This window comes from Streptomyces sp. TRM64462 (assembly GCF_013362995.1).
Taxonomy (GTDB): Bacteria; Actinomycetota; Actinomycetes; order Streptomycetales; family Streptomycetaceae; genus Streptomyces.
In genome coordinates, this window is the sequence record NZ_JABWDV010000424.1 from 1 (window position 1) to 1,893 (window position 1,893).

1 protein-coding gene is annotated in these 1,893 nt (G+C 70.4%); it reads right to left on the reverse strand.

Annotation, left to right across the window (positions count from 1 at the left end):
• Positions 1-96: 96 nt before the first annotated feature.
• The gene (locus HTZ82_RS26760) at positions 97-1,458 is read right to left on the reverse strand and encodes an ABC transporter substrate-binding protein (RefSeq protein ID WP_175411953.1); all 1,362 of its coding nucleotides are present in this window, start codon (positions 1,456-1,458) and stop codon (positions 97-99) included.
• Between the last annotated feature and the right edge of the window lie 435 nt (positions 1,459-1,893).

Sequence of the window (1,893 nt, forward strand, 5' to 3'; positions counted from 1 at the left end):
GGGTGGGGCCGCCCGGCGGGTGGGGCCGCCCGGCGGGGGAGCGGCGGGCGGCCACCCGGGGCCGTCCGCCACCGGACGGCCCCGGGCCCGTGCGCGCTACTGGACGATCTTGTCCTCGATCAGCTTCTTCACGTTGTTCCACGCCTCGTCGGGCGCGGTGCCGCGCTGCTCGATGTCGAGGATGCCGTTGTCCGTGAGGAAGGTCTTCACCTGGCCGTCGTGCCGGCTGACCGGCGCCGGCGTGATCCCGGCGGCGGCCGCCGAGTAGATCTTGCCGACCGGCGTCTCGCCGAAGTACGGGATCTTGGCGTTCTGGACGGCGTCGGAGTTCAGTGTGTCCTTGGTGGACGGGATGTTGCCGTTCACGCCGAACACCTTGGCGTGCTGCTCGGGCGCCGTCAGCCAGGCGGCCAGCTTGGCGGCCTCCTCGGCGTGCTTGCCCGACTTGGGTACGGCGAGGAAGGAGCCGCCCCAGTTGCCGGCGACCGGCGGCGCCGCGATGTCCCACTTGCCCTGGTTGTCGGGCCCGGCCTGGTCCTTGATGATGCCGGTCATCCAGCTCGGGCAGGCGACGGTGGCGAACTTGGAGTTCTTGAAGCCCGCGTTCCAGGTGCCCTTCTCGTCGAACTGCCGCAGCTTCGCGGTGATCCCGCTCTGCGCGGCGTCCACGGCGAGGTTCCAGGCCGTCTTCACACCGGGGCTGTTCTCCCAGTCGAGCTCGCCCTTGTCGTTGGCGTACTGCTGCGGCTGGCTGGAGAGCACGGCGTTGAACAGGCCGCTGGCGGAGTCGTGGAAGGACGTCCCGGCGGGCGCGTTCGCCTGGTACGTCTTGCCGGCCGCGACGAACTTCGACCAGTCGCCGGCCCACAGCTGGGCGACCTTGTCGCGCTCGGTGGGGAGCTTGGCCTTGGCGAAGAGGTCCTTGTTGTAGCAGATGGCCATGGGGCCGATGTCCGTACCGAGGGCGATGACCTGGCCGCCGGGGGTCGTGGCCTGCTTGACCTTCCAGTCGAGGTACGCGGAGAGGTCCGCGCCGCCCGTCTTGGAGAGGTCGACCCACTTGCCGCCCATGGTGGGCCCGGTGGCCTCCGCGATGTAACCGACCTCGATGGCCTGGATGTCGGCGAGGCCGCTGTTGCGGGAGAGGCGCAGCTTCAGCGTGTCCCAGTACTTCTGGCCGTCCGCGACGTTCGACTCGACGATCTTGATGTTCGGGTGCAGCTTCTCGTACTCGGCGTACAGCTTGGCGCCGTTGGTGTTGTCGTACCCGAAGGAGCCGAAGGTTCCGATCCGCAGGGTGATCTGCCCGTCGCCCGCCGCCGCGTCGCCGGAGCCGTCGCTTCCGCTGTCGCCGCTGCAGCCGGCGATCAGGGCCGCGCAGGCCATGAGGGCGGTCGCCGCGAGGGCGGGGCGGCGGCGGGCGCGGCCGGGGCCGCCGGTTCTGCTGGAAGTGCGCATTCCACTCTCCTCGTCCAGGGTCGTGCTGGGGTGCGCCGAAATGAGGTGCCGGCTCGGGGGGCTCGGGGGGCTCGGGGCTGAGGGATCGGGGCTGGCGGTGGTGTGTGTGGGTCGGTCGCGATGGCGTGCCGGTCGTCTCGCACCGTGGGAGCGCTCCCACCTCCCGCCATGCCCGGAAGGTTGCTGCCTGCCGGGGGTGGGTGTCAAGAGATGAACGCGAATTGTTGCCGGGGGCGCGGATGACCGTCCGCAGTGCGGCGGTTGCGTTCAGTTCCTCAAGGGTTGCAGTGGAGAAGAGGGCAACTTTCCGCTAGCGTGGGAGCGCTCCCATAACCGAGGGTCAGCCGACGGCCCTCCCTGGGGCCGGGGAGCCCGGCACGACCTAGGGTTGGGCTGCAGCGGTGGGGCGCGGATGGGAGACGTGGCGCGATGGCG

Coding starts and splice junctions, on each gene's coding strand:
- HTZ82_RS26760 (WP_175411953.1), bottom strand. CDS start 1,458: ATGCGCACTTCCAGCAGAACCGGCGGCCCCGGCCGCGCCCGCCGCCGC.